This window comes from Janthinobacterium goodfellowi, assembly GCF_051380695.1.
GTDB lineage: Bacteria > Pseudomonadota > Gammaproteobacteria > Burkholderiales > Burkholderiaceae_D > Janthinobacterium.
This window is the reverse complement of sequence record NZ_JBNYXN010000002.1, coordinates 661,987-688,959: the sequence shown is the minus strand read 5'-3', so window position 1 is coordinate 688,959 and position 26,973 is coordinate 661,987. Positions and strand designations below refer to the sequence as shown.

Annotated in this window: 22 protein-coding genes and 3 pseudogenes; 17 read left to right on the top strand and 8 right to left on the bottom strand. The window is 56.9% G+C overall.

Annotated elements, in window-relative coordinates; genetic code table 11:
* Positions 1-76: 76 nt before the first annotated feature.
* From ACQ4WQ_RS11090 to ACQ4WQ_RS11080, 3 genes are all read right to left on the bottom strand, one after another.
* The gene (locus ACQ4WQ_RS11090; RefSeq protein WP_436496992.1) at positions 77-2,020 is read right to left on the bottom strand and encodes an FTR1 family protein; all 1,944 of its coding nucleotides are present in this window, start codon (positions 2,018-2,020) and stop codon (positions 77-79) included.
* 160 nt (positions 2,021-2,180) lie between these two features.
* Positions 2,181-2,885, bottom strand: a complete 705-nt coding sequence (locus ACQ4WQ_RS11085; RefSeq protein WP_436496990.1) for a hypothetical protein — start codon at positions 2,883-2,885, stop codon at positions 2,181-2,183.
* A 101-nt stretch (positions 2,886-2,986) separates the two neighbouring features.
* On the bottom strand, positions 2,987-4,024 hold the full coding sequence (locus ACQ4WQ_RS11080; RefSeq protein ID WP_436496988.1) for a zinc-dependent alcohol dehydrogenase: 1,038 nt from the start codon (positions 4,022-4,024) through the stop codon (positions 2,987-2,989).
* A gap of 221 nt (positions 4,025-4,245) precedes the next feature.
* Here ACQ4WQ_RS11080 and arsH (ACQ4WQ_RS11075) point away from each other — a divergent pair.
* Positions 4,246-4,966, top strand: a pseudogene (gene arsH / locus ACQ4WQ_RS11075) (arsenical resistance protein ArsH).
* A 72-nt stretch (positions 4,967-5,038) separates the two neighbouring features.
* On the opposite strand, the pseudogene ACQ4WQ_RS11070 reads toward arsH (ACQ4WQ_RS11075), so the two are convergent.
* Positions 5,039-5,620: pseudogene (locus tag ACQ4WQ_RS11070) on the bottom strand (oxidoreductase); the annotation flags it as partial.
* On the opposite strand from ACQ4WQ_RS11070, the gene ACQ4WQ_RS11065 reads away from it, so the two are divergent.
* Positions 5,558-6,109: a MerR family transcriptional regulator gene (locus tag ACQ4WQ_RS11065; RefSeq protein ID WP_436496986.1), complete on the top strand. Its 552-nt coding sequence runs from the start codon at positions 5,558-5,560 to the stop codon at positions 6,107-6,109. The pseudogene ACQ4WQ_RS11070 and the gene ACQ4WQ_RS11065 overlap by 63 nt on opposite strands.
* Before the next feature lie 19 nt (positions 6,110-6,128).
* On the opposite strand, the gene ACQ4WQ_RS11060 is transcribed toward ACQ4WQ_RS11065, so the two are convergent.
* Both ACQ4WQ_RS11060 and ACQ4WQ_RS11055 read right to left on the bottom strand, forming a co-directional pair.
* Complete coding sequence (locus ACQ4WQ_RS11060; protein WP_436496984.1) at positions 6,129-6,623, bottom strand: MarR family winged helix-turn-helix transcriptional regulator; 495 nt, start codon at positions 6,621-6,623, stop codon at positions 6,129-6,131.
* Complete coding sequence (locus ACQ4WQ_RS11055; protein WP_436496982.1) at positions 6,616-7,947, bottom strand: S41 family peptidase; 1,332 nt, start codon at positions 7,945-7,947, stop codon at positions 6,616-6,618. The genes ACQ4WQ_RS11060 and ACQ4WQ_RS11055 overlap by 8 nt, the downstream gene beginning before the upstream one ends.
* 202 nt (positions 7,948-8,149) lie before the next feature.
* On the opposite strand from ACQ4WQ_RS11055, the gene ACQ4WQ_RS11050 reads away from it, so the two are divergent.
* From ACQ4WQ_RS11050 to ACQ4WQ_RS11020, 7 genes are all read left to right on the top strand, one after another.
* On the top strand, positions 8,150-8,422 hold the full coding sequence (locus tag ACQ4WQ_RS11050; RefSeq protein ID WP_436496980.1) for a hypothetical protein: 273 nt from the start codon (positions 8,150-8,152) through the stop codon (positions 8,420-8,422).
* A 40-nt stretch (positions 8,423-8,462) separates the two neighbouring features.
* Entirely contained in the window at positions 8,463-8,744 is a 282-nt protein-coding gene (locus ACQ4WQ_RS11045; RefSeq protein WP_436496978.1) for a hypothetical protein, read from the top strand.
* A 63-nt stretch (positions 8,745-8,807) separates the two neighbouring features.
* Positions 8,808-10,115: a hypothetical protein gene (locus ACQ4WQ_RS11040; protein ID WP_436496976.1), complete on the top strand. Its 1,308-nt coding sequence runs from the start codon at positions 8,808-8,810 to the stop codon at positions 10,113-10,115.
* A gap of 507 nt (positions 10,116-10,622) precedes the next feature.
* A complete protein-coding gene (locus ACQ4WQ_RS11035; protein ID WP_436496974.1) occupies positions 10,623-11,159 on the top strand; it encodes a hypothetical protein in 537 nt (178 codons plus the stop codon).
* On the top strand, positions 11,156-13,129 hold the full coding sequence (locus ACQ4WQ_RS11030; protein ID WP_436496972.1) for a hypothetical protein: 1,974 nt from the start codon (positions 11,156-11,158) through the stop codon (positions 13,127-13,129). Before ACQ4WQ_RS11035 ends, ACQ4WQ_RS11030 begins: the two co-directional genes overlap by 4 nt.
* A 15-nt stretch (positions 13,130-13,144) precedes the next feature.
* Positions 13,145-14,137, top strand: coding sequence for an ATP-binding protein (locus ACQ4WQ_RS11025; protein ID WP_436496970.1), 993 nt, complete (start codon positions 13,145-13,147; stop codon positions 14,135-14,137).
* A 3-nt stretch (positions 14,138-14,140) separates the two neighbouring features.
* The gene (locus ACQ4WQ_RS11020; protein WP_436496968.1) at positions 14,141-16,897 is read left to right on the top strand and encodes a TniQ family protein; all 2,757 of its coding nucleotides are present in this window, start codon (positions 14,141-14,143) and stop codon (positions 16,895-16,897) included.
* A gap of 532 nt (positions 16,898-17,429) precedes the next feature.
* Here ACQ4WQ_RS11020 and chrA read toward each other — a convergent pair.
* A pseudogene (gene chrA / locus ACQ4WQ_RS11015) lies at positions 17,430-18,308 on the bottom strand (chromate efflux transporter); the annotation flags it as partial.
* 31 nt (positions 18,309-18,339) lie between these two features.
* Between chrA and ACQ4WQ_RS11010 the strand changes: the two are divergent.
* A complete protein-coding gene (locus ACQ4WQ_RS11010) occupies positions 18,340-19,428 on the top strand; it encodes a DMT family transporter (RefSeq protein ID WP_436496966.1) in 1,089 nt (362 codons plus the stop codon).
* A 249-nt stretch (positions 19,429-19,677) separates the two neighbouring features.
* Here the strand turns inward: ACQ4WQ_RS11010 and ACQ4WQ_RS11005 are convergent, their stop codons facing one another.
* Positions 19,678-21,801, bottom strand: a complete 2,124-nt coding sequence (locus tag ACQ4WQ_RS11005) for a hypothetical protein (protein WP_436496964.1) — start codon at positions 21,799-21,801, stop codon at positions 19,678-19,680.
* Positions 21,802-22,074: 273 nt separating this feature from the next.
* Between ACQ4WQ_RS11005 and ACQ4WQ_RS11000 the strand changes: the two genes are divergently transcribed.
* The 7 genes from ACQ4WQ_RS11000 (at position 22,075) to ACQ4WQ_RS10970 (ending at position 26,926) form a co-directional block, all read left to right on the top strand.
* Complete coding sequence (locus tag ACQ4WQ_RS11000) at positions 22,075-22,401, top strand: ArsR/SmtB family transcription factor (protein WP_436496962.1); 327 nt, start codon at positions 22,075-22,077, stop codon at positions 22,399-22,401.
* 57 nt (positions 22,402-22,458) lie between these two features.
* The gene (locus ACQ4WQ_RS10995; protein ID WP_436496960.1) at positions 22,459-22,959 is read left to right on the top strand and encodes an arsenate reductase ArsC; all 501 of its coding nucleotides are present in this window, start codon (positions 22,459-22,461) and stop codon (positions 22,957-22,959) included.
* Between the two features lie 69 nt (positions 22,960-23,028).
* Positions 23,029-23,538, top strand: a complete 510-nt coding sequence (locus ACQ4WQ_RS10990) for an arsenate reductase ArsC (RefSeq protein ID WP_436497407.1) — start codon at positions 23,029-23,031, stop codon at positions 23,536-23,538.
* A complete protein-coding gene (locus tag ACQ4WQ_RS10985; protein WP_436496958.1) occupies positions 23,532-24,812 on the top strand; it encodes an arsenic transporter in 1,281 nt (426 codons plus the stop codon). The genes ACQ4WQ_RS10990 and ACQ4WQ_RS10985 overlap by 7 nt, the downstream gene beginning before the upstream one ends.
* 14 nt (positions 24,813-24,826) lie before the next feature.
* A complete protein-coding gene (arsH, locus tag ACQ4WQ_RS10980; RefSeq protein WP_436497405.1) occupies positions 24,827-25,561 on the top strand; it encodes an arsenical resistance protein ArsH in 735 nt (244 codons plus the stop codon).
* Positions 25,562-25,638: 77 nt separating this feature from the next.
* Positions 25,639-26,292 (top strand): NADPH-dependent FMN reductase, encoded by a 654-nt coding sequence (locus tag ACQ4WQ_RS10975; RefSeq protein WP_436496956.1) that lies wholly within the window; start codon positions 25,639-25,641, stop codon positions 26,290-26,292.
* Between the two features lie 217 nt (positions 26,293-26,509).
* Entirely contained in the window at positions 26,510-26,926 is a 417-nt protein-coding gene (locus ACQ4WQ_RS10970; RefSeq protein ID WP_436496954.1) for a hypothetical protein, read from the top strand.
* Positions 26,927-26,973 lie beyond the last annotated feature (47 nt).

Here is a 26,973-nt window from a genome sequence, read left to right as displayed (position 1 = left end):
GCATGGCAACAGGTGAATGGGGGAAAAGTGCGGAAGTGCCGGCACGGGCGGCTTGCCCATGCCGGCTATTGCAAGGTCAGGCCAGCTTGCGCTTGCCTGCCGAAACGCGGTTCCAGCCATAGCCGGCGATGATGATGGCCACGATGGCCGCCTGCGCCAGCAGGGTTTCCGCCGTCGGCAGGATGCCCAGCAAGTCGATGCGCATGAAGTCGACGGGGGTGACGCCGACCCAGCCCGCTTCCTGCAGCGCGGCCACGCCTTTGCCCATCAAAATCACGGCCAGCACGGCCACGAAGGCGGACGTCCACGAGAAGAACTTGCCGATCGGCATGCGGGCGCTGGTGCGCAGCAAGGCCCAGGCGATGACGACCAGCAGCACGATGGCCACGAGGAAGCCGCCCAGCAGGGCGCCGCCATTGCCGTCCGCCGCCAGGGCGGAATAGAACAGCACGGTTTCAAAGACTTCGCGGTAGACGGCGATGAAGGCCAGGGCGAACAGGCCCCAGGCGGAACGCCGGGACATGGCTGCCGTGAGTTTCTCGTGCAAATATTCCTGCCAGCGTCCGGCGCTGCTCTTCTGGTGCATCCACAGACCCACGCTGAGCAGGACCAGGGCCGCGAACACGGAACCGAGACCTTCGCTCACTTCCCGGCTGGCGCCGCTGATGGTCACCAGGTACGTCGCCGCCACCCACGTCAGGCCGCCCGCCACCAGCGCGCTGGCCCAGCCCGCATGCACATAGGGCAGCACGTCGTTGCGCTTGGCCTTGCGCAGGAAGGCGATGATGCCGATCACGATCAGCAGCGCTTCCACGCCTTCGCGCAACAGGATCGTCAGCGCGCCGACAAAGGTCGTCATCGGATCGGCCTTGGCGTCGCCCAGTTCCGCTTCCACGTGGGTAAACAGTTGCTGCAGCGTTTCGCCGGCCGCCTCGGCGTCGGCCACCGTGCCCTTGGCAACGGCGGAACGGTAAGCGAGCATGGCGTTTTCCACGGCCAGCAGCAGGGATTTGTTGCGCGCGCCGACCATCGGCTCGATCGGCTCGAAGCCGTCCAGATAGGCGGACAGGCCCAGGCGCGTGGCGGCCGCGCGGTCGCCCGCATGTACGGCGGCAAGGCTTTCGGCCAGGCGCAAGCGCGACAGGGCCAGGCCGGCCGGCTTGTGCGCCTCGGCCTTGTCAGGATGGCTGCGCAGGTATGCCGTCAAGGCTTGCGCCTCGTCCGCGCCCAGCTTGGCGGCCGCCGCTTCCTGCGTCAGGGTCGTCACGGCGGCCAGGTCCGCGTACAGTTTTTTGCTGCGCGGATCGTCCTGCCACAGCTTTTCGCCGTGCGTGCTTGCCGCCGCGTCGTGCGCCATGCCGCCAATATAGAAGGCCAGGTCCCAGCGCTCGTTGTCGGACAACTGGCCGAAACTGGCCATCGAGGTGCCCGCCACGCCCTGCGAGATGACCTGGTACAGCGCCATCAGGCTGCGCGACTGCGCCCGTTCGCCATCCGTGAAGGCGATCGGTTTCGGTTCCAGGCTGGCCGCCAGCGGACCATCGCCGCCGCCGGCCACGCCGTGGCAAGAAGCGCACTGGGCCGCATACAGGGCCGCGCCGCGCGCCAGGTTGGGCAGCGTTTTCGGTGCCACGGGGATCGGGTAGGCGGCGATCAGCAAGCCGTTCGCATGGTGCGCCAGGCGCTTGACCTCCGCGCCGTCCGCCTTGGCGACGACGGCTTTGCGCAGCTCGGCGATGGCGGCGGCGATGGCCGGCTGCGACGCGTGGGCGGGCAGGGCGGCGATCTGCGTCGTCGCGTTGTCGGTAAAGTCGAGCATCTCCGCGTATTCCGCCTCGCTGACCACTTTGCCGTGCTCGACGGCGCCGCTGTAATCGACGGCAACATAATCAATCAGTTGCCACAATTGTTTGGCACCGGCGCCAGGATCGGCCGCCTGCGCCTGCGCGCCTCCGGCCAGCAACATGCTGGCGGCCACGAGCGGATAGCAGACCAGCCATTTCTTGATAGAACTGAACATGATTCTCATTCTCATTTGTCGTTAACCCGGCGACTATAGGACAGACGGTGCAGGGTGTCAACGGCGCACGGGCGCGCGCGCGCGTAAAACAGCGCTGCCCTGGCCGATATTGCTGGCCAGTTGCAAGGTGTTTGCGCAATGGAACGAGATTAATTGAGGGCTACTGCTTCGATGCCGGTTTGGCGTACAAGCCCCTGGACAGGCCATTGTCCGCATCGTCGACTTTCAGGCCGCCGTCGACGACGCGCAAGGCCAGCTTCTGGAATGCCTGGCCCCGCAGCCACTGGCGGTCGGTGACGGCGAACGCGGCGATGCGTTCCTGCGCGCGCGCGGGCGGCACGGTCAGCCATTGATAGTCGGCCTTCGCGCCTTGGCGGCGCAGGCCGGCGCGCACCCAGCGTTCCGACGCCGGCATGCGGACGATGGCGTCGCCGTTCGCCACGCTGACGGCCGTGGCCGTCTTGCCGCTCTGCGCTTCGAATTTCACCTCCACGCCGGCCATCGGCCCGACTTTAGGGAAGCCGACGATGGCCACCCACAGGCCCGCTTCGGCAGGTTTCTGGATGCGCATTTCCGCTTCCTCGAACACGCGGAACTGCGGCTCCTTGCCGCCGTTGCCCGTCACCAGGGTCACCGTGTCGCCGGCAACGCGCCACTCGCCGCTGGCTTGCTGGTCGGTATTGCCGTAGCTGAGCATCCATTCGAAGGTGCCGTCCTTTTTCAGCAACAGCTCGGAACCCGTTTCCATCACGCCTTGCAGGTAATAGTGCCCGGGCAGCGTTGACGGGGCCTGGTCGGCCGCGCCGGCGGCAAGCGGCCAGGCGAGGGCGGCGCAGGCCAGCAGGCCGGAAAGGGTTTTTTTCATCGCGGTGTCCTTGTTGTGTCTTTTATGAAATGCCATGATAGCAACGGCAATTGCTTGCCGTCGCACCATAGGACACACCGGCCGCGCGCCGGGCGTTGCGCTCAGCTGCCGCTGAAATCGAGCACCACGCGCGAGGCAACCTTGCCATGTTCCAGGCGGCTGAAGATGTCATTGATGGCCGACAGCGGCTGCAATTCGATGCCGGCCTTGACCTTGCCGGTGGCGGCGAACGCCAGCGCCTCGGCCATGTCCTGGCGCGTGCCGACGAAAGAGCCGCGTATCGTCACGCAATTGGCGACCACATCGAACAGCGGCGTCGGGAAGTCGCCCGGCGGCAAGCCGACCAGCACGCAGGTGCCGCGCTTGCGCGTCATCGCCACGCCTTGCTGGAAGGCATCGATCGACGGCGCCGTGATCAGCACGCCGTGGGCGCCGCCGTCCGTCGCTTCGCGCAAGGCCGCGACGGGGTCGCCCTGGCGTGCATTGATGGTCACTTCGGCGCCGAGGGCGCGCGCGTGCTCGAGCTTGCCTTCATCGATGTCGACTGCCGCCACGCGCAAGCCCATCGCCACCGCATATTCGATGGCCAGGTGGCCCAGTCCGCCGATGCCGGACACGGCCAGCCACTGGCCCGGCCGCGCGCCGGTTTCCTTGATGCCCTTGTAGCTCGTTACGCCGGCGCAGATGATGGGCGCCGCTTGCACGGCAGAAAGACCGGCCGGAATATGCGCGACGTAACGCGGGTCGGCCAGGATGTATTCGGCGAAGCCGCCATTCTTCGTGTAGCCGCCGAACTGCGCCTCGGCGCACACGGTTTCCCAGGCTGCCAGGCAATGTTCGCAATGGCCGCAAGCGGAATAGAGCCAGGGCACGCCGACCCGGTCGCCCAGCCGCACCTCGGTCACGCCAGCGCCCAACTCCACCACCACGCCGATGCCTTCGTGGCCGGGAATGAATGGCGGCGTCGGCTTGACGGGCCAGTCGCCGCGTGCCGCATGCAAGTCCGTGTGGCAGACGCCGCACGCTTCCGTCCTGACGAGGATCTGGCCGGGGCCGGGCACCGGCACGGGTACGTCGCGCAGCACCAGCGGCTGGCCCAGTTGCTCGACGACGGCGGCTTTCATGGTAGTGGGGATCATGGTATTCCTTATGAAGTGGGTACGTGTAGTGCGGGGCGCAGGCGCGGACCATCGCTATTGGATAGCGGCTTGCGCATGATCATATTCTGCTGCACACAATTCAAAAATTGATTGATCTACATCAACATATGCCGGGAGGGAGGCATTTACTCAGGTGCAAAACAGGCTTCCATCAATTCCATAATTCGACTATTATGGAATAATTGAACAAGGAAACCGCCATGCATGACTTGCCCAACATCAGCGCAGCCCACCTCGACACGCCGACCCTCGATAAACTGGCGCCGCCGACGGTGGCCACGCATCCGCCACGCATCCTCCTGCTGTACGGTTCGCTGCGTGAACGTTCATTCAGCCGCTTGCTGACCCTGGAGGCTGCAGCATTTCGGCGCCGAGACACGCGTCTTCGACCCGCATGGCTTGCCCATGGTCGATAGCGTCAGCCCCGACCATCCCAAGGTGCAGGAATTGCGCGCCTTGTCGCTGTGGTCGGAAGGCCAGGTCTGGTGCAGTCCCGAACGCCATGGTGCCGTGACGGGCGTGTTCAAGTCGCAGATCGACTGGCTGCCGCTGGAAATGGGCAGCGTGCGTCCCACGCAAGGGCGCACCCTGGCGGTGATGCAGGTGTCGGGCGGCTCGCAATCGTTCAACGCCGTCAACGGCTTGCGCGTGCTGGGCCGCTGGATGCGCATGGTGACGATCCCGAACCAGTCGTCCGTCGCCAAGGCTTACCAGGAGTTCGACGACAACGACCGCATGAAGCCGTCGCCGTACTACGACCGCCTGGTCGACGTCATGGAAGAATTGTACAAATTCACCCTGGTCGTGCGCGACCGCTCGGATTACCTGACCAGTCGCTACAGCGAGCGCAAGGAATCCATGCCGCTCGATACGCGCGCCCTTGCCGCAGCGGCCATGGCGCACGAGACGCCAGGCAAGTAGCCTGTCAATGGTTTATTGGCAATGGTTTCGGCGCATACAGCGCATTTTGGAATTCCGGCACATATTCATATGGCTGGCCGATTGATCGGCACGCCATGCTTTCGGCAAGTGCGGGTCGATGGCCAGCGCCGTTCCCATGCCTGCCATGGCGATGCCGCTGCCCAGCACTTGCTCGACCACCGGGTAGCGGCGTATGCCGCCCGTCACCATGATGGGCATCGTGGCCACGGTGGCGATGTCCTTGGCAAACTCCAGGAAATACGCTTCGCGGGCCAAGGTGCGGCCGTCGCGGGTCTGGCCATGCATGGCAGGGGCTTCATAACTGCCGCCGGACAATTCGATCAGGTCCACGCCCAGGCTGTTGAGCATGGAAACCACCTGCCTGGCGTCCTCCGAGCTGAAGCCGCCTTTCTGGAAATCCGCCGAGTTGAGCTTCACGGCGACGGCAAAGCCTTTGTCCACGGCTTGCCGCACCTCGTTGACGACGTCCACCAGCAGCGGCGCCCGGTTCTCGAGCGAGCCGCCCCAGCGGTCCGTGCGCTTGTTCGTGATAGGAGAGAGGAACTGGCTGAGCAGGTAGCCGTGCGCGGCATGGATTTGCACGCCCGTAAAGCCGAACTGTTCCGCCAGCTTGGCGGTATCGACGAAGCGCTTCGAGCAAGGAAGTGGCGCAAGCGCTGCTCGCGGCCCTGCGGAATAACACACCACAATAAGGGAGCAGGAAAAAAGATGAAAATCGGCGAATTGGCCAAGCGCAGCGGCCTGGCGGCGTCAACGATACGTTTCTACGAAGCCAAGGGCTTGCTGAAAGCCGTGGACCGGCAATCGAACGGCTACCGCGACTATCCGCTGGAAGCGGTGGCGGTACTGTCCATCATCACCGACGCCCAGCAGGCGGGCTTTTCCCTGGACGAAATCAGGCAAGTCTTGCCTGAGGATATTTCATCATGGAAACATGATGAGCTGATGGTGGCGCTCAAGAAGAAGATCGCCGATATCGAATCCCTGGAGGTGCAGCTGGCGCAGAACAAGGCGCATCTGCTGTCGCTGCTTCAGATGATCGAGGCAAAACCCGATGAGCTGGACTGCAAGGATAATACAGCCAGGATCATGGAAAGCATGGGGATAGCCGGTAAAAACTGAATACAAAACTGCTTGTGCATCAGGTCAAACGCGCCGGGGAATGGATGCGCTTGTCCAGCGGCTTCTCGTTGAGCGCATCGGCGGCCCGGTCCACGAATTGCCTGACGTCCCCCACCTCGGCAAACAGGCCGGCATAGGCTGCCCGGATCAGCACCGTGCACTGCTGGAATTTCGCAAGCTGCGACAAGCCTTCCTCCGTGGGCACCAATAGTCGTCGGCGGGCATCATTGTCATCGTTCCGATACCGTACGAGGCCCAGGCGGAGCAGCTTTGGTATCTTTTGCATGACCAGCTGGTGCGAATGTCCGAGTTCGCGCGCCAGATCCGCAGCGGAGGCCGTGCCGAGCGTTGCCAGGACAGTCATCAGCGAACACGAACGAACCGGGATGACGATCCCCATCGTATCGAAGACAGTCTTGGATTGCTCGGCGATCAGGACGCTCAGCCGTTCGACAGCGCGGCCAAGAAACACGGCGTCATCGATTGCGGCCGGGTGAGGTGTCTTTTTAGTCAAGGCGCTTGTACCTCTGGATGCTGCCATCCTTGTTCACGCGTTCCAGCTCCGTCACTTTTCCGCGCAAGGTATTCAGGCGGTATCGAAAATCCGACACGCCTTCCACCGCGAACAGGTTGGGACCGATCGGCTCAAGCGCGACCCGGAACCGTTCGCGCCAGAGATAGTAAAGCGTGCCATTGTCCAGGATAATCTGGCGGCCTTCATATTTTCCGGCGGCTTTTGTCAACACCGCGGCATCGACGTGCGGGCGCTCGATCGCTGCCGTCAGGCTCGGGAGCAGCCAGGCAAGTTCGGTTCGCCTGGCGTCATCGGTCTTCGCCAGATGTTCAAGCGCCAGCTTGTGCGCCAGAGGAAGCGCGCGAATAGAGGGGCCAGGGACATCAGGTTGCACGCCGACACCTTCGAAATCGCCATGGTCCACGGGATCCTGGATCTGGCCGATCGGCACTTGCACGAAAAAATCGTCGTTCAGCGGCTTGCGCGCAACCGGATGCGCACCGCCAGCGGTCCGCTCCCCGATCAGCGTCGCCCGCCCGAGCTTTTTCATCGCATAGGAAAACCATTCTGCGGAGGAAAACGACGTGGAGCCGGTCAGGATATAGACGGGCTTGTCCACCATGCGCTTGCCCGGCAGGCCCGGCAGCACCCATTGCCCGCGCTGGATACGCTTGCCATCCTCATTGTAATAATAGTCGAAGAGCAACTGGTCTTTCTCGCTGGAGAAGAAATAGCTGGCCAGGAATTGCGCCATTTCCAGATGTCCGCCATTGTTATAGCGCAAATCGATGATGACGGCATCCGTATTGCCGACGAAGCGCATAACGGATGCGGCCGTATCATAGGCAAGCTCGGGATCGGCAAAATAGCTGAACCGTATATAACCGATATTGCCCTTCAGGCGAGCGACCTCGTCGAAACCGAAATTGCTCTCTTCCAGCCTGCTCAATTCTTCTTTTCGTATCTTGGGCTTGAGCGCCGGGTTGGCCTTCGCCTTGAATTCCGCGATCCATTGGGAGTCGGCACCCACGAGGAAATGCAGGTCGCCGCTGACTTTGATGAGATCGTCGGTCAGCTTGCTCGCAAACTCCGCCTTCGTCGCCGCCGAGTCATAATCTCCCTTTTTCAGACGCTCCTGAAGCACGGGCGCAATTTTTCGCGCGATGTCCGGAAACGCGTAGTTCGTATTCAAGGTGCTGTCGAGGGAGGCGATGATCGCGCCTTTTTCGTCTCGCGAAATGCCCGGCACCTCGGCAAAAGCGCCCGATGCGCTAATGATGGACAGCGCCGACAGCGCTTGAAGCAGACATGAGTGATAGCGCATTCTGATGTTTCTCCTCGATGAAACTCAAGAATACAATATATTGCGCAATATGTTGTATAAAAAATTGAACAACATCGGGCGGGCGGCTTCCAGCCGGTGCTGATCGCATGGCCACAGTCCACAGTCACCTACAGGGAAAACATACAGGGCCACGAACTTGACGGCCGCATGAAAATGCAAAGCGCCAAGAACCTGTTCTTCAATGACCGCGACAAAGTACTGCGGCAAGGAAATGCAGTGCAGGGCGCTTGACCAGAAACGCTACTTCCGCTCCAGGGGCATCGTGGTGCCGGAAGTCGTTGTATGGCGGGTGCCGTTTTGTACAAACATGCTGCGTGCGGCACAGGTCGCATTCCAGGCGCTTTCCGGCCATTGCATGGACGGCTTGCAGACCTGGTGCGACAACAATCTCGGCGTCGTGTACCTGGCGACTGCACCGGGATTGCCACAAGTGGTGGACGATTGTCCGTTCTGACAGTTACTCCACCTTGATTGACGGGGAGGAGCCACGTGATATGGCAAATTTTGATGCTAATTCACTGCGGATACTTGAGCAAATCGAGGATGAGTTCCGCAATCAGTACTGGATCATTCGCAACTCTAGGCGGACCAATTGGCGGGCAGTCAACCGCACCAGAATGCTCGGTGATTTCATGTATATGCTTGGGGTACCAAAATGGGCGGTTCAGCAAGCTCGATATTGTCTGCGTTTAAAGGTCTGTGAGCGGTGCTTCAAAGATGAAATTCGTTGTCACGGGATTTGCGGACGTGCCAGACGCGGTGATTTTGATACATAATGCTGTTACCCAAGTACCGTCAGCACGGGAAATTATTTTTGTTTTATTATTAGGGATTAAAAAATGTCTGAATCAATGGCGCTAATATTGAATGAACAAATAAATGCCTTATCGCAAGAATTGACGGACTTATGCAAGGAAAGTCAAGATTTAATTTTCTCTAGGCGAGAATTTAATTTACTTTCTGCTCTGGAATGTCGAGATGATGATATTAGATATTCTGCTATTTTAAAGATGGATGAGATGGGGAAGAAATTAAATGAAATTGTTGCTCGGGATCATCGTTTCCCAGGTGAGGAAACTAGAATGGTTCGCACAGGAAATGGAGCTACTGGTTTTTATCCATCTTACATTGGTACATCGCTTCTAAAGATAGCGCTAGAATATAAATCAGCAGAGGCAGCCATAGAATGGGCATTGAAGGTACTTGGAACTAAAGCTGCAACCGGAAAATTCATATGTGCCATTTGGGGCGTTCCTGTTGATAGACAAATTCAACTTACAGCGGAAGTGAAAATTGTACCGATTGAGGATATTCCAGATAGTGAGCAAAAGAAATTTATAATGGGAAATTTCAATACTAGTACAGTTACAAGTATGCTGGATTTTATCCCGCCGCAATCTGCACTGGTTTTTGAAAAATTAATCGATCCCTATATCTATGATCCTAAACAATCAGATGCTTTGGAAAATGATGATTTTTTAAAAAATCACGAATTGTTCAATGAGATAATCACTGTGCTAACGGTTGTTGGGCCAAGAATATCAATGTCCTCGGCATATTGGTTTACATTTGATGATCCAGATTTAGAGCGGGCTAGTTTAGGTGGCGGACGGGGTGGACACATGCATGAGATTTTGCCTAGTTCTTTAGGGGATTTCAGCATTTTAAATGAGCACGATGCGCAAAAAATAGTTCAAGCATATCTTTCCCTTTCTGAGCCTATGCGCGCTCCTGTCCGGGTTGCTCTCCAACGGCTCAATCAAGCTCAACGCCGTCGTAGCGTTGGTGATTGCGCGGTTGAGGTTGCGACGGCGTTTGAAGCACTGCTCGGGGATAAAGCTAACAATGAAATGATGCATAAAATTACCGTCAGGTCAGTTCGGTTGATCGGTGGAACAGTTGATGTTCGCAAAAGAAATGCCGCTTTATTAAAGAAGTCCTACGAGGTCCGCAGCAAACTTGTTCATACGGGGCAGGCCAACCCCTCCGAAATGATATCTGTTTGCGGTCAAAGGATAACCACCGCTGCATTAATGAAGGAAGTTATCGTTCTTTGTGTGCAAGTGATCAGGGTCATAATTTTGCGTAGATCGATCCCCGACTGGTCAATTTTTGATATTACTGAGCACAATGAGATAGGTGACTAGTTCTGTGGGCGTCCCAACAACCTTGGGCGCCAAGCAGTGAGTACGCCGACAGCATTCTAGGTACTCAAAATTTCCACTTCTTCCTCTAAGCTCCCAGCAATGTGACCTAACTTACTGTCGCGATTCTTCGACAGCAATTTGATCTTTTTCGTGCCCGCGACATAAAGTTGATCTTTTTCGACCTACAAGGCAAGCGACACAAATTTGATTCTTCTCGACCCACGGCAGACGATAGCAAGTTGACTTTAATCACAATGTTACCCAGTAAGCCACGCCTCACCTTGCAAATCCGATTTCACAGCCTATGCTGAGTTGGTATTGTTTTCGGAGTGATCAATGGCGACGTCGCGATCAGCTGGTTCAAGGCTTGGAACCCGGTTTCGTGGGAAATTGGCTGCTTCCTACGGGCAGCGGGGCAGCGCCTTAAATAGCCTCTGGTACGTATATAGCCCGCATACCAAGCGCGACTGGGTTTTGCGAAGTGACCTAGAATGGGATCACTTCTTCATGACCGAATTTGATACCGAGATTGCACAGTGCGATTACGCTCCTGTGAAACGCTCGGTGTCGTTAGGGGAGGGCGGGATAGCGCTTCCGGTGACGGCCGTCGTAACTTATAAAAGTGGTGAGGTCGGCTATCGGCACGTTCGTTATTCCCAAGATCGAGGGAAGGCGAACCACGATCCGACGGAAGCGACACGTTTAATCGAAGCCGCCGCCGCCGTCATGATTCGCTACGAGTCATGGACCGAGATCGAAATTCGCAGTAACCCGGTGCAGCTCGCCAACTGGCGGCGTATATTGGCCTGGCTTTCTGCTGCAAGAGAGCACTCCCTGGCATGGTACAGCGACGAGGTCGCAGATATGTTTCGGTCACACCAGTCGTTCACACTTGCCGACGTAGAAAGAATTTGGGGCGAGGCAGCCTTTCCTTTATATGTGGCTGCGGTGTTTCAGAATGTGCTTCTGGGCACTTACAAATCGAATATTGGTACAGAAAACCTCTCGCCGGAAACTATCATCAGCATAGAGAGTGGTCCATGAAACTGTGGACCTTCAGCACGTTGCCAGCAGAACTATCAGACACGTCGTCTTGGCGCTCGGTTGATATCGACGCACTGGACGAAGGGGAACGTGAACGTTTTGCAAAGTACCAAACTGCGCTTGAAGCCTATCTTCGTACTGGACGCTTAAAGACATCCGTTAAATCGGTCGGAATCTCTCGCACAGATCTCCTCCGACAGTTAACTCGCTGCGTGTCACCTGCCGCAGATGGCAAACCTTACGGATGGACAGCATTAATCCGAAATTTCCGAACGAAAGACTACCGTCGGATTGCAGACCTTCCTTCTGAAAAGGGAACCAAAGCGATTTCAACAGGTGCTTTCGAAATGTTCATGGAAATGCATCCAGAGATTAAAGCGAAGATCGACGGCCTGATACTCAAACGCCCGGAGAAGGGCCATATTCATGAGGCCAGAATTTCACTGAAAGATCTGCACGCGGCCTTTGTTTATAGCTGTGAGCAGGCCGGCATACTGGGAAACGCCTATCCTCTCAACAGTAAATCCAGAGGCCGACGATCGGTCGAACGCTACGCTAAAAAGCTAATGCTCAGCCAAATTGAAGCGGCAGCTTCCGCTAGGTTTGGTAAAACCGCCAAATCGCATTTATCAGTTGGTAAAGGACGGCCCTCAAGCAAGATATCGCATGCGCCGTACGATGTCGTTGGCATTGATCCGCACAAGATTGATTGCGTTGGCACCGTTCGGATCGCTGGGCCTAAAGGCCCACAACGCGTTGCGATCGAACGACTTTGGCTCGTTCCTGTCGTCGATGATTTCTCGCGCGCGATACTTGGATATAGCGTCGGCATCCGCACTGAATGCTCGGCAGTCACAATCGAGCAAGCAATCATTTCCGCGATGTCGACTTGGGAGCCGCGTAAGCTCGTCGTGCCGGACATGACCTACGCACCCGATGCAGGCCTACCGTCAGGTGTTATCCCCGAGTTCTCCGGTCGTGCCTGGGCCGCCATGATGGTTGACAACGCTGCAGTTCACTATTCCAACGCGATCGCTGAACGCGCCAGGCGTAGGCTTGGGTGCTGTGTCAATTACGGCCCGATCGGACATTGGGAGCATCGTAGCCCACTTGAGCGCGTATTTAAGAAGTTGGAGACATACGGTTTTCAACGTTTGCCATCGACGACGGGATCTAGCCCGTCAGATCCGAAGAAAGGCGACCCAGCTAGAAGCGCAGTCGAACTGGGAATTGGCTTGGAGGAACTCCTTGATTTGATGGATGTGACGATCACAGACTACAACACAGGGCCAAACGAGGGGCTGGGAAATCGCTCTCCACTTAGCATACTACGAGACTATGCATCGATAAAGTCTTTGGGTTTGCTGCCTCGTCGGCTTCCTCCCCCGACCGCAACACTTCCCGATCTCGGCATTGAAGTCGAAATCAAGACAGTTCGTGGAGATCCTGAAAACGGACGGCGGCCATATGTTGAGATTGATCGAGTTCGTTACACTAGTCCCATTTTGAGCAACGCATTCGCACTTGTTGGGAGAAAACTGCGCGTACATATCCGCGCAACCGATATGTGCACAGTGCGCGCTTTTCACGAGTCGGGAGATGAGTTGGGGATACTCACGGCGCAAGGGGCGTGGGGCCAAACCAGACATACGCGTGAGATGCGAAAAGAGATTAATGCCCTACGCGATTCTGGACAGCTGAACGTCAGATACAACGACAATCCGATTGTTGCGCTATTGCGTCACCTACAATCGGAGACCGTCAAGGACGCCACTAAAAAGCCGCGAAAAATTTCCCGCTCAGCGACCCGTCTGGCGAGGGCAAGTGCGGAGACAGGTATTCCCACTGAGAATGCTGCACCTGCCGAGTCGTTGCCAAAGTTCGAACCCGTCACGCCGCCCGTTGAACCACCACGCCAACCGTTGACAAGTTTGGTACCGACACCTACGTGGAAAACGATCTTGCGCTAACCAGAAGGAGTCTTCATGAATCTCACGACAAAGCCCAATGTGGAATGCGCGCCGACTCCTGAACAACTTGCCAGTCATCCAGTATTGCGCAGCAAAATTCGCCTGCCAACGCCATCGATTCGTACGGCCTATGAGGTGCTTGCCAATACAGCGTTCCAGCGCGCACCAGGCTGTTGTTTTTACGCGCACCCGCGCTTTGGTAAGACAGAAGGGATTACTGTCCTTGCTGACCAATTGACACAGTCGTTTCCCGATATGCCGATATTCTCTGTCAGCGCGGCTTGGCATCCCCGCTTTTCAGAACTCACCTTCATGGGTGAATTGCTGACCGCTTGTACACACGTGATGGCATCGCTTGGGAAAGTGGAGCAGCGCAGAGCGAGGCTGCGAAACTTTATGTGGACGCAAGCAAAGACACGCAATAGCGACCTCATCATGTTGTTTGTCGATGAGGCCCAGAACTGGCATGAGCCAGAATTGACCACATTGCGTGACCTTGCCAACGAACTTGCGATGGAGCATAAAGTGCAACTCATCGCCGTACTCTTTGGGACGCCTGAACTAACTTCGCTGCGGACAGCCTTGATTCAATCGGGGCGCATTGATTTGATTGGGCGCTTCATGATTCAGCAGTATGAATTCCGTGGCGTGCTAACGCCCGAGGATCTTGCCATCATCATGTCGTTCTACGACGACGCGGAGGTATCGGAGTACCCAGCAGGGAGCGGATATAGCTACAGCCAGTTTCTTATGAGGCAAGCATACGCAAGTGGTTGGCGATTACAGAGCGAAATTGAGACGTTATGGGGCCAGTACAAGCTTGCGGCACAAGCCAGCGGCGGCCTGAATCAGGTCGGAATGCTGTGGGTGGCCGACAGCATTCGCCGGTTTTTCATGGCGAGTCTCGAATATGATCATCCAGGATTTCATGGCAGCGTCGATGACTGGAAGACGGCTGTTGCCCAATCGGGATTTAAGGACTCTCTGGGCATCACTTACATAACCTAGCACATGCACAATGTCACCCCAATACACGGCGAGCTGGCAGGGATAGCCTGGCTGCGCGAGTGGCAGCTGCCATACGAGGGCGCTTACACGTTACTGCTGAAGTTTGCAGTTGCCAACGGAATCGGTGCTGGCGAACTGTGCGGGGCGGTTTTTGGCCAGAAACTAAACCAAGCACCAACATACGGTCAACTACATGCCCGCTCATTGCTTGACAGCCATTGGATAGACCAAACCGGAGAAAACGGCATAGCGGCTATCCGACGCCTGACAATTGAATCAACTCTGAGCGCGAGGGCAGGGAGGTGGACGTCATTGATAGCTACGGATAAATCGCTTAGATATTGCCCAGATTGCCTGCGACATGGCTACCAGAGCTTTCTTTACCAGATTGAGGCGATAGCAAGGTGCCCAATTCATGGTGTTCCTATTCTGGCGAACTGCACGGCATGCGGTCTATCTACGCCCCCCTATGCGCTCGCGGAAGCTGGGTTCGGTATCCCATTTCACTGTCCGTCTTGCCTGACGCCGTACGCCGAGCAAAGTGATATCTCGCAATGGGGTAACCATCGGCTGTATGCGGATGCGGCGCGTCTCTTGTCGCCGCTGGTCAAGTGGGTACAGTCGCTGAATGCAAGCACATTGAACTGGCGTGATTGGCATACTTGGCATTTGCCTGTTAGTAGCCTGACCGCTCATGAAACCAAGCGCCGCGCCACACTCCAGGTGCTGACCAGCGCCATTCCACCGAATTTTGATCTCGCCTGTCTGGATCTTGGCACGTTAACATTTAACGTCTACAAAGGTTGCTATGAAAATATTTTTTGCGCTGTTACATTAAAACAGATGAATCAAGAAAGCAGTCCGGAGATGTACTCCGAACGCATTCAGTTGTACAAGGCCGTGAGGCGGCGGCTGGCGCGCGTCACCCAGGGCTATTACTGTGGTGCGCGTGCTTCCATGAACCGGCAGATTAAAGTTCATCCTGGTGACGGCGCAATGGTTTTATCCACCGAGAGTTGCCCTCGCATTCAAGTCTTTATGCTTTGGCGCTATCACTTCGAGGAGATGTTGGCCAACCGGCCCGTTCTTGAATTGCGAACCTCCTTGCTGCAATGGCCGTTGGATAAAGTGCTGGATGCAAAGGCATGGGTCGGCTATCTACTGGCAAGCTTTCACGCTGCGGAGCATGCGTTCAGCTCGTGGCATGAGGCAGCGACCAAGCTGACAGATGCCAGCGTCACAGGCGATGACCGCGTTCGGGCACGCGAGCTTCATGCCACATTCGCTTCTATCGTGACGCCCTTACGGCAGCCAAACTTTCCGGCAGTATCATTTCTCACTTACGTCAGCGAAAAAGGTGCACCAGTTATCCTGCTCGCAAGCCCAAGAACACTTGGTCGGCTGGCATGCGCTGATGCACGCGGGCTTATCTCTACCTACCAGGACTCTGATCAACAACATCGAAAACTATCACCGCAGGAGCCAGCTAGCTTATCAATAGAGGTAATTGGCACTAAGAAAATGCCGGAGCGCCCACTTGTGCGCAAAGAGTATTTCCAGCCACTTGACATGATCCGGTTATCGCCGAGCCTTGATGGCTCTGATTTGCAGGCCAAACTGCGTGCTTTGAGTCCGACTGTAATCAATGCAAAAAACGATCTTGAGGCGATTCAATTGTGGCTTGAGTACTATACCTCTGAGAAGACACGAAAAAACTATATTATTCAAATACAGAAAGTTTTGCTATGGTGCGTGGCCCAGCGAAACATCGCACTATCGGCGATGACCACTGTAGATGTCGATGCTTTCACAGAATTCTTGGCAGACCCGAAGCCGAGAGACATTTGGCTGCCAACCAAGCTTTACGGCAAGGCGCGACCTTGGAGTCCAATGCGAGCAGTGCATTCAGCCGTGACGCAAGAACATGTGCTTACGGTAATTTCGGTGTTGTTTAAACGTTGGAGCGCCTGGGGCTATATCAGAGGTAACCCTTTCGATCACAGCAAATTTTCACAGCGCCAGGCGCAGAAACTATTACTGGAGGGTGCAGGCGTTTGGCAACCGACAGAAAGATTTCTCTCCGCCGCAGAATGGCGCTATCTCGCCACTGCCGTTCCAGAACATTCTGTCATTCCTCTGCCTGCTGTGAGATTCATCCTTTTCATGGCTTATTATGGTGCCCTCAAACCATCCGAAATTGGCTGCATCAAGCTAGGTGACCTTCATCTGTATAAGGGCGGCGGCAGCGCTCACGATATTTGGAGTGTCAGGATCAACTCCCGGAAACCAGCTCAGCAAGAGGTATTTTTGCTTGAACCGGTAGCCCATATGATCTCGAGTGCCATTCCTGTGACGCGTTCGCTGTTGGACAGGTATCTCGTAACGAATCGAGACAATTGGCTGCGTCATTTGTTCGGCATAGAGTATGCCGGGATCTCTGCAGATGATCCGGCGATTATGGCGAATCGTCTTGGCGTTGCACTCAAACCGGTTTTCCAAGCTGCCGCTGAACTAGCTACGGCAAATGGCGACCAAAAGGCAGCTCAGCGGTTGCGCCAGGCTACGTTGATATGGGTCACATCTTCCCTTTGGCATCACGTTCCGGATAGTTTTGTCACGGGCCCTGTTTTATGGAAGGTACTAGGTACAAAGACACACATGCGTCCCGAAAATCGGGCCTATGTGCTGTCAAGGACTCCGTTCCATCACACGCTGGTGCACGAGCAAATGGCTACTCTCCAGAAGGCCATAGGCTATTGAATAGTGCTAGATTGGCCTGCACAAGGTAAAACGCAGGGCGAATCCTAAGGCATCTAAACGTCTGGAAGCGTCTGCACAGCAGTAATTTCGCGGTCTAGGCCAGTCATCGCTGGGCTCTACCTGACTCGATTCACGCCCACTATACACATTCTAAAACCAATTGATCGTCCTGACGAGTGCCGTCTAAGCGTCAGGTGAAGGTCTTGTTTGATACTCCTAGTGAGAGACATGCACCCTGACAACATCCAATTTCTAATTAGCGGTGCGACACTAGATTGGTAATATGACCAGTTGACATGCTTCCAGGAAGTGCAGTTTGTGCATTTCCAGTAAATGCACTTTCTCACTTTCTGAGATTCAATTTCGGGACTCATTATCATCTAAACCCTGACGACAGGCTGCTGTCGAGCTTCGGAACGAAATACTTCGATCCAGTCGAGATCCAGAAACGTATGCGAATTAAATACAGTTGCTATTGCCGAAAGCACTGCAAACGCATCCAAATGCCAGAAAGATGTGTATCTCACATATTTCAATGGCGCAACAAAGGAAAGACGATCAAACCCAGGACCGCAGCCGCTGCCACAACGACGGGCTCCGGCAACTTTTTGAACTTCCACAACAGCACCATGGCGGCCACGGCGATCAAGCTCGTCGGGATGTCAATGATCGAGCGCTTGGCGATGACGATCACCGAGCCGGTGATGGAGCTGATGGCTGCGGCAGTGATGCCGTCCACGAAGGCCAGCACGCCCGGCAGCTTGCCGTATTTTTTAAAGTAGGGTGCCGGAATCACGGTAAACAGGTAGCAGGGAATGAAGGTGGCCAGGGCCGCCACGGCAGCGCCCGGGAAACCGGCGATCAGGTAGGCTATAAAGCCGACTGTGATGACGACGGGCCCCGGGGTGATCATGGCCACGGCGACGGCGTCCACAAATTGCCTGTCGGTCAGCCAATGGTGCTCGGTGACGACGCCGCCATACAGGAACGGCACAATGGCCAGGCCTGAACCGAACACAAAGGCGCCCGCTTTGGCAAAGAAGATGCCGATTTGCGTAAACTGCGACACGTCCACCACGCCCCAAATGCTAGGCACCGCTGGCAGCTGCGCCATGCCGATCGCCTGCAAGCCACCGCCTTTCACGAGCCCCTTTGGCGGGGCGCGCACCAGCCACACGAGTACGCCGGCCTCGATAAACAGCCAGGCCACCTCGGATTCAGTGACGATGGTCACGCCGACGAGCAGCAGGTAGATGGCCGCCGGCACCCGAGCCCAGGCTAGCATCACCTTCGCGGACAAGAACACGGTCAAGGCCGAGCTGGTCGCCAAGTAAGCCACCATGCGGCCCTTCACCGGGCCGCAATGAGGGAGGCGCTGCCAGCGTGTGCCGGATCGTGCATACTGGCAGCCAGGGTAAAAAAACACACCACGAAAGCATTGCATGGCATCTTCATCATCTTCACCCGAGCAGGGTGCGCATCAGGGCGTCGTGTACGCCTTGCTGGCGGCAGCCCTATTTGGCGCCAGCACGCCCTTTGCCAAAACGTTGGTAGGGCAGGTCGCCCCGGTGACCCTGGCCGGTATCCTGTACCTGGGCAGCGGGCTGGGCCTGCTGGCCTGCTTCCTGGTGCGTGCGGTGCTCACCCGCAACAATCAGGACAAACCCGCCACACTCACGGGCGCGGATTTGCCCTGGCTCGCGGGGGCGATCGCCTTTGGCGGGATTGCGGGGCCGGTCTTGCTGATGTTCGGCCTGACGCTCACGCCCGCCTCATCGGCATCGCTGCTGCTCAATATCGAGGGCGTGCTCACGGCGATGTTGGCCTGGTTCGTCTTCAAGGAAAATTTCGACCATCGTATTTTCATCGGCATGCTGCTGATCGTCGCCGCCGGTATCCTGCTGTCGTGGGAACAAGTACCCAAGCTTGGCGTGCCCTGGGGTGCGATCGCCATCGTCGGCGCCTGCCTGTGCTGGGGTATCGACAACAACCTGACGCGCAAGGTGTCTGCCAGCGATGCCTTGCAAATTGCCGCCTTGAAGGGCCTGGTGGCCGGTTCAGTCAACCTGGCTATTGCCCTGGCCCTCGGTTATTCCCTACCCAGCGTCAGCATTTCCCTGAGCGCCGGACTGGTCGGTTTTTGCGGCTATGGCTTGAGCCTAGTGATGTTCGTGCTGGCGTTGCGCCACCTGGGAACTGCCCGTACGGGCGCTTATTTTTCGGCGGCACCGTTTGTCGGGGCCGTCATCTCGCTGTTCATGCTGGGCGAGATACCCGGACTGCTGTTCTGGCTAGCCGCGGCGCTGATGGCCGCGGGCATCTGGCTGCATTTGACGGAAAAACATGAGCACGATCACGAACACGAGCCGTTGTTCCATACACACGCGCACAGCCATGACGCCCACCACCAGCACGCACACGAGGACGGCTGGGACGGCAAGGAGCCACATGTGCACGCGCATCAGCATGTGCCGCTGCGCCATGCGCACCCTCATTATCCTGACATTCATCATCGGCATGATCATTCATGAAACCATCAACAGTGCCCCTAACAAGCAAGGGCCGCGGACCTTACCAAGGGGCAAAGCAATGATACGAAGTGTATTCGCATCAGGTATACATTTACTTGGTAGTACGGGATTACTACTTTTCGAGTATCGGGGAAGAACAATGTCCCAGGCATATGCAAAATGGGCTCGTTTATTTTTAGAACGAGGCCTCATTCCTGGCTGAAATCTAACAGTGCATTTGATACTGAAAACCAAATCGGTTCAGAATGCTCAGTCAATCGCAGCCGCTGCCCAGAGCTCCCGAGCCGCAGCCTCCTTCATTGCCTTGAAACGGGCATGCTCGTAGTAGAAGTTCAAGGTGCCCATATGGATTCCGCGGGTACTGCGCAGAGTCTCCCAAAACGACTGGGCGTCGCTGGTTTCGTCCAACAGGATCAAGAGCTGCGGCACGCTAAGGAACCAGCAGTGATGGAAGGGTGCGATCGACTCAGGCTGCATCGCGTATAGCTGGCTTTCCACCTCTTTGAATTTGACCAGGAGCTTCGCGAATTTCTTGAACTCGTCCTCGTATTGGGAGGCGCTGACTGAATATTCCGCCTCCATTTGGCTGTGCAAAAAACCCATCAGGACTTGGCGGTCTTGGAAGCTTCCGAAGTCGGGGAGGCTGACCGCCACCCGCTCCACATCCCGTCCCGCCAAGCTCAGCTCGTGCGTTGTCCCGTCCGCCTCCGTCAACTTCAATATCTCGCCTCGTCTTAGCCGAAGTTCGTGCTGCGCCGCTTGGGTTTGGGCTCGCAAGACGCTTTTGGCCAAGTCGAGTATGACCGACACGTCGAAACCTGCGCGCGCAGTCGCAGTCAGGGCCTTTGTCTTGACCTCGAAGAGAATGACCTTTTCGGCGGTCTCCACGATCAGATCGCAGTCAAAGGTTTCTCTTCCAACGAAGTATTTTCCAGCCTTCGTTGTGACTCCACGCGCCTCGAAGCTGCGCCTCAACATCTTTTCGACGCCGACTCCGGCATGCTTGCTACGGAAATCCGCGATCAAACTCTCCGCGGGAGCCAGCAGGGCATTGATGAAAGCGGGGCCGCACATTGAGCGGTCGAGCAGTTCAAAGCGGCTTCCTCCAAGGTTTAAAAGCGGACGGTCAAAGAAGTCGATACCGGGACCACTTAGCTCATCGGCTAGCTCCGCAGAAGTGGGATTGAGCAAGCCTTGGTTGGCTCCGGCCTCGGAATGACTGAGAGCATCGCACAGCGTCTGGAAGATGGTTTCTTGGGACATTCCTGGACAGCGGCGCGCGATGTCGGCCAAATCGATCGATTGCGGCCCCCTCGTGCCAGTCGAGCTCTCGACAATGGCGCGCGCGACCGTGAAAGCGTCGGCCATCGTCCAACCAGAGCCCAAAGGGACAGGTACGTGGACGCCATCCAAAATACCTTCGGCGATCATTAACGCATCTCGCGGGCGCAACTGCGGTAGGCAAAAGAGCGTGTCGTAGACAGCGATTTCCCTAAGTGCTTGAAACATGGCGATGGCGTCACGGCCGATGAAATGCTCCATCCAGTACGGCTGAACCTCCATGACTGCGGCGTAGTCTGTGGCGAGCTCCACGATGCGTTCCAGGTGTTGAGGCGATTTGCGCAAAGGCCTGCGTCCCAAGGGATGTTTGGCAGCAAGCTGGAGTAGATATCCAAAAGGCATCTGCGGTTTCCCATCTCCCGAATTGGTGAGGCGCCGCGTGACATGGTGGCGTTCTTGGGCGGGATCGTATGAGCCTGTGATGGCACCAAATATACGGCGCGCGAGTGCCAAGCCGCCGAACGATTCGATTCGGCGATCTATTTCCGCCAAGATACGGTGCTCGGATTCCGACTCAAAGTGCAGAACTCCATCGCGCCGTTCGAATGAGAATCCCCATGCCATAAGCCGCTTGGCGGCGCGGGCTCCCTCTTCGCAAGTCTTATACCCAATTGACAAGACGCTATCGTGCTCTTGGTATCCGCGCATCTCCTTAATTCTTCTGCCCGCGACGGCGCATTTGATCGCCAGGCTCCAATCGCCCTCGATTCCCCGTGAAGGAGAGGTCTCGCCGCGGTTTTGGTCGCGCGTCCATGTGGCGATATGGATATACGGAGAGAGGGGTTCCCCTTCGATGACATTGCGCTGAATCAGTTCATGGCAAAGGCCACGGCAACGTTCCCATGCGCCTGTCTTTCCTGCGGAAAAGACTCCCTGCGCAACAAGATCAATGGCATCTGATGCCTCCGCAAGCCCCATTGCACCTTCGCGCTCGAGCCCTATGTGCGCCAAGATGGCATTGACGTCGTCGCCCAACCGCTCAACTTCCGCAATTTGTTGGTCAACCGATTGTTTGAATTCGCCCAAATTCATGCCGACTCCAATCTCTCCCGCCACTATTGGCTAGCGATTCGATTTTACACTCCGTCCACGTCAGAACACGACCGAAACCGGGACTGACACCGCGGTCGACGTCAACGTACCACTGGGAGGTGGTGCGAAGGGTGCGCTGTTTGGGATACTGGCTGGTCTTGCATGGGCAAGGCTCACAATAGGAACGATACTTGGCATCTCGTACGTATAAAAACAGGTTTACATCAATTCCATTATTCGACTATTATAGAATTATTGAATAGAGGAGGGCGCATGGAAACCAAGAATGTCATCGTCGCGCTGGCGGCACTGGCACAGGAGTCGCGCTTGTCGATCTTTCGTTTACTTGTACAGACCGGACCGCAAGGGATGGCTGCTACGAAGATTGCAGAGCAACTGAGCATTCCACCATCTTCGCTGTCATTTCATTTGAAGGAATTGGTACACGCGGACCTGATCGTGTCGCGTCAGGATGGACGCTTTGTCATCTATGCCGCGCATATCGAAAGCATGAATGCCCTGATCGGCTTTTTGACCGAGAACTGCTGCGGCGGTGCACCTTGCACCACCGAGCAAGGTGCAGCCTGCTACGTCGCTTGAGCCAGACAACTCATTATTTCGAACCCCACCCCCACTGCAGTGATTGAAGGAGTCGTCATGACCGAAAAAGTGTACAACGTGTTGTTCCTCTGTACCGGCAACTCAGCCCGTAGCGTGATGGCAGAAGCGCTTGTCTCTACCATGGGAAAAGGCCGCTTCTGCGGATTTTCGGCTGGCAGCCACCCGGGCGGTAGCGTCAACCCATTCGCCATTGAGCAAATTGAAGCGACCGGCTATCCGCTCGACAAACTGCGCAGCAAGAGTTGGGATGAATTCGGTACCGCAGACGCACCGCACATGGATTTCATCATTACTGTGTGCGACAACGCCGCCGGCGAGGTCTGCCCATATTGGCCAGGTCATCCGCTCTCGGCGCATTGGGGTTTCGAAGACCCGGCTGCAGCTACTGGCACTGACGCAGAAAAGCGCGAGGTATTCCATAAGGTGTTCCGGCAGATCATGACCCGGATGAACGTTTTCGTCAGTTTGCCGCTGCACATGCTCGAAAAAAACGCGATCCAGCATGAGATCAAGGCAATCGGCCAAAGCTCCGTCTAGCGGACGTGCGCCCCGGCATGCCCGTAGATGACGGGCAAGCCTTACTTTTCACTATTTTTCGATAACATCATGAACGTTCTTTTTTTGTGTACCGGCAACTCATGCCGCTCTATCCTGGCTGAAGCCACATTTAATCACCTGGCGCCGGCTGGATGGCATGCGCTGAGCGCCGGCAGCCATCCAGCCGGGGCACTACATCCAGGAGCACTGGCCTTGTTGGCGAAGGAGCATATCTCCACCGATGGGTATTACAGCAAGTCCTGGGACGCTTTACCTTCCGTGCCCGATATCGTCATCACCGTGTGTGCCAGCGCCGCTGGCGAGACGTGCCCGGCCTACCTGGGCCCAGTGCTTCGTAGCCACTGGGGTGTAGACGATCCCGGCCATGTCACGGGGACGGACGCAGAAAAGGACGCTGCTTTCCGGGTGACGTATGGCATTCTGCGCGCGCGCATCGAAGCTTTCTTCGCCTTGCCGCTAGAGCAGCTGCGGCATGACCCGGTACGCCTGAAAGCTGAACTCGACAACATTTCCAGTGTCTTTGCCCCGGCTGCCCCCAAGGATGTACTCGTATGTTGACTGCTTTCCTGATTTTCTTGGCGACTCTGGTACTGGTTATCTGGCAGCCGCGTGGCCTGGGTATTGGCTGGAGCGCGGCCATCGGCGCTGGCGTCGCGCTGCTGGCTGGCGTCATCCAGCTGTCGGACATTCCCGTCGTCTGGCACATCGTCTGGAATGCCACCGGCACGTTTATCGCCGTCATCATCATCAGCCTGCTGCTCGACAAGGCCGGCTTCTTCGAGTGGGCCGCGCTGCACGTGGCACGTTGGGGCGGTGGCAGCGGCCGCAAGTTGTTCGTCTTGCTGGTCCTGCTGGGTGCCGCTGTCGCTGCGTTGTTTGCCAACGATGGTGCCGCGCTGATACTGACACCTATCGTGATCGCCATGCTGCTGGAACTGAAGTTTTCAGCCAAGGCGACCTTGGCGTTCGTGATGGCGGCCGGCTTTATCGCAGACACGGCCAGCCTGCCGCTGGTGGTGTCGAACCTGGTCAATATCGTTTCGGCCGACTATTTCAAGATCGGCTTTGCCGAGTATGCGGCGGTGATGGTGCCGGTCAACGCGGTGGCAGTGATAGCGACCCTGCTTGCACTGATGTGGTTTTTCCGCAAGGACATCCCGCAAGACTATGACGTCTCCCAGCTCAAACGCCCCGGCGCCGCGATCCGCGACATGGCGACCTTCAAGGCTGGCTGGCTGGTCCTGGCGCTGCTGCTGATCGGCTTTTTCTGGCTGGAGAGCCTGGGCGTGCCGATCAGTGCCGTGGCCGCCGTCGGCGCCGCACTGCTGCTGGCCGTCGCCGCCAAAGGCCATGTGATACCCACGCGCGAAGTTATCCGCAATGCCCCATGGCAGATCGTCGTTTTTTCACTGGGCATGTACCTGGTCGTCTACGGCTTGCGCAATGCGGGCCTGACCGGCTACCTCACTGGCGTGCTGAATCACTTTGCTCAATATGGCGTGTGGGGCGCGGCCATGGGCACCGGCGTGCTGACGGCTGTTCTGTCCTCGATCATGAACAATATGCCAACGGTGCTGATCGGCGCCTTGTCGATCGATCCGACCACGGCGCAGGGCGCCGTACGCGAGGCGATGATTTATGCCAATGTCATTGGCAGCGACCTAGGCCCGAAGATTACACCAATCGGCAGCCTAGCGACCCTGCTATGGCTGCATGTCCTCGACAGTAAAAAGATTCACATCTCCTGGGGCTATTACTTCCGCGTTGGCATCATCCTTACCTTGCCGGTATTGCTGGTGACCCTGGCGGCACTGGCACTGCGCCTAAGCTAATCAAGAAAGGATTCATCATGCATAACTTGCCCAACGTCAGCGCGGCCCACCTCGATACGCCGACCCTGGATAAACTTGCGCCACCGACGGTGGCCAGGCATCCGCCGCGTATTCTGTTGCTCTACGGCTCGCTGCGTGAACGCTCGTTTAGTCGCTTGCTGACCCTGGAAGCGGAGCGCTTGCTGCAGCATTTCGGCGCTGAAACGCGGGTTTTCGACCCGCATGGCTTACCCATGGTCGACAGCGTCAGCCCCGACCATCCCAAGGTGCAGGAATTGCGCGAGCTGTCGCTGTGGTCGGAAGGGCAGGTCTGGTGCAGCCCGGAACGCCATGGCGCCGTGACGGGCGTGTTCAAGTCGCAGATCGACTGGCTGCCACTGGAAATTGGCAGCGTGCGTCCCACGCAGGGGCGTACCTTAGCGGTGATGCAAGTGTCGGGCGGCTCGCAATCGTTCAACGCCGTCAATGGCCTGCGCGTGCTGGGCCGCTGGATGCGCATGGTGACAATCCCGAACCAGTCGTCCGTTGCCAAGGCATACCAAGAGTTCGACGAGAATGACCGCATGAAGCCGTCGCCATACTACGACCGCCTGGTCGACGTCATGGAAGAACTGTATAAATTCACCCTAGTGGTGCGCGACCGCTCGGATTACCTGACCAGCCGCTATAGCGAGCGCAAGGAATCCATGCCGGCCGACGTGCGCGCCCTTGCTATGGCAGCTATGGATCACGAAACGCCAGTCAAATAAGCTGTTTTCATCGCGGCCCGCATGCCGGGCCGCCACTGTACGATGATTCAGTCGAATTCCTGGTTTGAAAGGACAGCATGAAAATCTTGGTGTTTCTCGGGTCGATACGCACCAGCACGCCGCCGCAGCCAGCGCGTCTGGGCGAGCGTGTCGCCAAAGCCTGCGCGGCGCAGTGCGGTCAAGATGGCCACGACGTGGTGCTCATCGATCCATTCGATTACGACCTGGGTGATGTGTTCAAACCGCACTTTTCCTATGCGAAAGGACGCGCGCCCTTGCCGTTGGAGCACCTGGCCAGTGAGATTGCCAGCGCCGATGGGTATGTGATGGTCAGCCCTGAATACAATCATTCAATGAGTCCGGCGCTGGCGCATCTACTGAACCATTTTGGCAGTTCCCTGTTTGCGTTCAAGCCCAGTGCCATCGTGACTTATTCGGCAGGGCAGTGGGGTGGCGTGCGCGCGGCTGTGGGCATGCGCGCTTTTCTGTCCGAGCTGGGCTGTTTGCCCGTCTCGGCCATGGTTCACATTCCGGCCGCACACACTGTTTTCGCCGCCGACGGCAGCTTTGCGCCCGAAGTCGACAGCATGCGCTGGGTTTCCTATATCGAGCGCACCTTTTCGCAGTTGCTCTGGTGGGCGGCCGCGGCAAAACGTGAACGCATCCTGTCCGGTCAAAATGGGCCAACAATGGCATTTATGTTGAATCCGGCACAAAGAGATGCGCCGTAAGGTTACCGTCCAGCAACGGCTGCTGGCCATGCGGTTCCAACACGATGCCGAATCAACAGATACACTTGAATTTACTGGCATGCCCAGCAAATATAGCGACGTACAGAAAAAGCTTGACCTTCCCTCCATTGGAACGATTACAGTCTGACTAACAAAAAGGTCTCATAATTGTTGACCTGTACCCAACTAGGCTAGCAGCATCCCTTACAGAGCGTTGATGAAGACTTCTCGCCCCATGCGCTTATTGACGACATTCGTCGCGATACTCAGTATGCTGTTCATGCAGCATGCTGCCGCGGCGTACCTGTGTCCGGGCGCGCCTCTATCAGGGAATAATCAGGCTGCATCAATGCATGCGGTGATGACAGCCATGCCGGACATGCCAGGCTGCACCGGTATGGATACGGATCAATCGACTTTGTGCCATGTGTATACGCATGGCGATGCCGCCAGACAAACACTGGACAAGGTACACGGCGCGGACCTGCCACCTTTCATTGCCATCGTCGTGCCGCTGCTGTGGATGCTCGTTGACGCACCCATCCTGCAGGAAAGCCGGCCACCCTCGGACGTGGCCCTGGCGCGCTCAACCGCACCGCCCATCGCCATCCGCCATTGCTGTTTCCGCATTTGACACTGCAGATTGCCTAGAACGTTGCCGTCTCGCCATCTTTGGCGTGA